Raw genomic sequence first — 3,962 nt, 5'->3', positions numbered from 1 at the left:
GACGGGCGCCCGGTCGACGGGCTCTCCGTCTCCGAGGTGGTCTCCCTGCTGCGCGGCGACGGGGTTCCCGGCTCGGCCGTCGTCCTCCGGGTCGAGCGCGGCCGCGCCGCCTGGACGCAGACCCTGCTCAGGGCCCGGGTCGTGACGGACCCGGTCACCGTCCGCCGCCTCGACGACGGGGCCGTACTGATCCGGGTCGCCGCCTTCACGAAGGGGGCGGGCGCGCGCGTACGGGACGCGGTGCGGACCGCGCCGCCCGGCGCCGGGGTCCTCCTCGACCTGCGCGGCAACTCCGGCGGCCTGGTCGCCGAGGCCGCCGTCGCCGCCTCCGCCTTCCTCGACGGCGGGCTCGTCGCCACGTACGACGTGGAGGGCGAGCAGCGGGCCGTGTACGCGGAGGGCGGCGGTGACACGGGAAGGCCGCTGGTCGCGCTGATCGACGGGGGCACCATGAGCGCGGCCGAGCTGCTCACGGGCGCCCTCCAGGACCGGGGCCGGGCGGTCACCGTCGGTTCGCGGACCTTCGGGAAGGGGTCGGTCCAGATGCCGAGGGCCCTGCCCGACGGCTCGGTCGCCGAGCTGACCGTCGGCCACTACCGGACACCCGCCGGGCACGCCGTCGACGGCCGCGGCATCACGCCGGACCTGGCGGCGGGGGAGCGGGCCGAGGAGCGGGCGAGAACGGTATTGAGTGGCCTCGGAGGGGGCTCGTAGTGCGAAAATGGCCGCACTATGGCAAAGGGACTCGTGAACGTGCAGGGCAAGCCTGCGAAGAAGGCATCGGACAAGGCGCCTGAGCGCAAGCTCATCGCGCAGAACAAGAAGGCGCGGCACGACTACCACATCATCGACACCTATGAGTGCGGTGTGGTGCTCATGGGCACCGAGGTGAAGTCGCTGCGCATGGGCCGGGCCTCGCTGGTCGACGGCTTCGTCCAGATCGACGGCCACGAGGCGTGGCTGCACAACATCCACGTGCCCGAGTACATGCAGGGCAGCTGGACCAACCACCACGCGAAGCGGAAGCGGAAGCTGCTGCTGCACCGGGCCGAGATCGACAAGCTGGAGTCGAAGTCGCAGGAGACGGGTCACACGATCGTGCCCCTCTCGCTGTACTTCCTGAACGGCCGGGTGAAGTGCGAGATCGCGCTGGCCAAGGGCAAGAAGGAGTACGACAAGCGCCAGACCCTGCGGGAGAAGCAGGACACGCGCGAGACGAACCGGGCGATCGCGGCGGCCCGGCGGCGGCAGCGGGCGGCACAGAGCGCGTAGGGCGCGTAGGGCACCCGGAGCGGCCGGTGCCTCCCGCCGTTAATGTGCTGGCAACCGGGCCCGTCGGTCACGTACGATGGGACCTGCACCCCACAGAGGGTGCGACCTTTGAAAAAACAACATGGGGATGATCGGTTTCGACAGCGGATGTCGAAGCAGTGGGAAGCGTGTCGAGGAAGCGGCAATGATCTCGTAAACCATATGTCGCAACCAATAATCGCCAACACCAAGAGCGATAACTCCCGCTTCGCCCTCGCTGCCTAATTTTAGGTAACGAACAGAAGCCTCTGTGAGGAGCGTCAGCCCGGGGGTGGTCCCGACCCGGATCCTGGCGTCATTCAGGGATCTAAACCTCTCGCCCCGGTCACGGGGGTGGGAGGGAAATCAAACAGTGACTGAGCCCGTTCCGGACTTGTCTGGGTGATCCGGAGGGCTGAGAAACTCGTACCAGACTGCACACGGAGAAGCCCTGATTCCGCACCGTTGGACGCGGGTTCGATTCCCGCCATCTCCACTCATCCCATGTGGGCACAGGCCCGGTGGTCACCTCGACCGCCGGGCCTTTGTCATGCCGTCGGCCCTCTTGTGGGCTTGGTCTGGACCTGACACTCTGCGGTCGCCGCCCCCCCCACGCCACGGCATCCCCGGAGGTACGTATGCGTCACAGACCCCTCGCGGTCCTGCTCATGCTCCTCGCCCTCCTCGTCCCCGCCACCCTGCCCGCCGGAGCCGCCGCGCCCGCGCCCGTGCAGGTCTACGGCACCTGGCACTGCGGGGACGACTACTGCACCTGGTCCACCGTCCGCGACATCGCCGAGTTCGACGCCAAGAACCACTGGATCGTCGACCGGGGTGACGGCCGGCCTTCCGTCAACCTCGTCGTCCTCAGCTTCGTCGACCCGCTCGAGCTGCTGCACCGCACCACCGACGCCACCACCGCGAACGGCGTTCCCGTCGGCATGAGCCGCGAGATCGTCCAGTACTTCACCTCGCGCGGGATCCGCGTGATGCTGTCGATCGGCGGGATCACCTACACCGACGCCTGGGACGCGGCCCTCGCCGAGAACGCCACGCAGCTCGGTCTGAACGCCGCCGCCGTCGCCGCCGACCTCGGGGTCGGCATCGAGATCGACTACGAGCAGAACACCGGCCCGAACCTCACCGGGCTCCAGGCCTTCATCGACGCCTATCGGTCCGTCCACCCCTACGACGCCTCCGGCACACGGCCGGCCGCGCGGCTCACCATCGACACCGCCGCCGGTGACCGCTGGCTCATCGACATCAACCGCAAGGCCACCGCCGACTGGCTGCGCACCGACACTCCCGTGCTCGACTACGCCAATGCGATGGTGCCCGCCCGGCCCACCTCCGCGAGCTCGCACATCGCGAACTGGCAGGAGCACCTCGACGGCAAGTCCCAGTTCTCGCCGCCGGTCGCCCCGCTCGCCCCCGCCAAGCTCACGGCGGGTCTCTACCTGGCGTACGGGCGCAGCCCGCTGCCCGAGTGCACCGACTTCGCGAACTCGCTCCAGAAGGCGACCGGGGACTGGGTGCGCAGCGCGGCGCCCAACGGGGCCGGGAGCACCCCTGGGCTCCTCGGCTACATGTTCTGGGCCGCCGAGAAGCCGTCCACGCGGGGCCTCGGCACCCAGGAGCCCGACGGGTGCGAGGGCGGCGCCGGGGCCGGCGCCACCGCGTACGGGGTGCAGGTGCCGATGCCGCCGCTGCGGCAGGGCTAGGACGTCGGGACCCGTGCACGGCGGCCCACCCCGGTCGCCGTGCACAGGGCGAAGGCCGTCGCCGCCGCGGTCACCGGGATCAGGAAGCCGAAGGCGGCGAAGGGGGCGTGGTCGGCGGCCCAACCGCCGGTCGCCGAACCGGTCGCGATGCCCGCCAGGAGGGCGGTCACGGCGAGGGTCATGCCCTCGTTGAGCTGGGACGCGGGCGTGAGGCGCTGGATCAGGCCCATGCCCGTCACCATCGTCGGGGCCGTCGCCATGCCCGCCACCAGGAGGCCGGCGGCCAGGGCGGGCAGGGAGCCGGTCGAGGCGGCGAGCAGCGGCATCGCCATCAGGACGGTCATCGCGGCCAGACAGGTGCGCAGCCGGGCGGTGCGGCGGGCGTGGCCGTAGAGGAGGCCCGCCGCGCAGGAGCCCGCGGCCTGGAGGGCGAGGACCGGTCCCGCGACGGGCCCGTCCACGTACGCCAGGGTCACGACCTCCATGGAGCCGAAGACCGCCCCCGTGGCGAGGAAGACCGCGAGCAGCGGCGCCATGCCGGGGGCCCGCAGCGGGGAGCCCGCGGCGGTGCGGGGGGCGACCGGGGGTTCGGTGGAGCGCTGGGCGGCGAAGATCAGGACGCCGCCGAGGAAGAGGACGCCCGCGGTGAGCGTGCCCGCCTCCGGGAAGAGCGCCGAGCACAGGACGGCGGCGAGCACCGGGCCGAGCATGTAGCAGAGCTCGTCGGCGGCCTGCTCGAAGGCGTTCGCGGTGTGCAGCGCGTCCGGGTCGTCCCGGAGGAGGTGTGCCCAGCGGGCCCGGGACATGCCGCCCGTGTTCGGGGTGGTGGCGGTGACGGCCGTGGTGAGGAAGAGGGACCAGACCGGGGCCTTCTCGTGGACGCAGAGCAGCAGGACCAGGTGGCCCAGGACCGCGTACGCGGTGGCCGGGACCGCGACCCTGGCCTGGCCG

The 3,962-nt window shown here is 71.5% G+C and carries 3 protein-coding genes, 1 other RNA gene and 1 pseudogene; 4 read left to right on the top strand and 1 reads right to left on the bottom strand.

What is annotated here, in order from left to right; genetic code table 11:
* The 4 genes from CCN56_RS31305 to CCN56_RS31290 all read left to right on the top strand — a co-directional run.
* Positions 1–714 (top strand): S41 family peptidase (locus CCN56_RS31305; RefSeq protein ID WP_256962270.1); only part of this gene is annotated, 714 nt, incomplete at its 5' end.
* Between the two features lie 18 nt (positions 715–732).
* The gene (smpB, locus tag CCN56_RS31300; protein WP_052499114.1) at positions 733–1,272 is read left to right on the top strand and encodes an SsrA-binding protein SmpB; all 540 of its coding nucleotides are present in this window, start codon (positions 733–735) and stop codon (positions 1,270–1,272) included.
* Between the two features lie 123 nt (positions 1,273–1,395).
* Positions 1,396–1,789: a transfer-messenger RNA gene (gene ssrA / locus CCN56_RS31295) on the top strand.
* Positions 1,790–1,928: 139 nt separating this feature from the next.
* Positions 1,929–3,011 carry a hypothetical protein gene (locus tag CCN56_RS31290; RefSeq protein ID WP_107484254.1) on the top strand — a complete coding sequence of 361 codons (1,083 nt, stop codon included), beginning with the start codon at positions 1,929–1,931 and terminating at the stop codon, positions 3,009–3,011.
* Here the strand turns inward: CCN56_RS31290 and CCN56_RS31285 are convergent.
* Positions 3,008–3,962, bottom strand: a pseudogene (locus CCN56_RS31285) (MFS transporter); the annotation flags it as partial. The gene CCN56_RS31290 and the pseudogene CCN56_RS31285 sit on opposite strands and share 4 nt — an antisense overlap.

It is taken from the genome of Streptomyces sp. NRRL B-24572, from assembly GCF_002156145.1.
Taxonomy (GTDB): Bacteria; Actinomycetota; Actinomycetes; order Streptomycetales; family Streptomycetaceae; genus Streptomyces; species Streptomyces vietnamensis.
This window is presented reverse-complemented; position numbering and strand designations above follow the sequence as displayed.

Coding starts and splice junctions, on each gene's coding strand:
- smpB (WP_052499114.1), top strand. CDS start 733: ATGGCAAAGGGACTCGTGAACGTGCAGGGCAAGCCTGCGAAGAAGGCA.
- CCN56_RS31290 (WP_107484254.1), top strand. CDS start 1,929: ATGCGTCACAGACCCCTCGCGGTCCTGCTCATGCTCCTCGCCCTCCTC.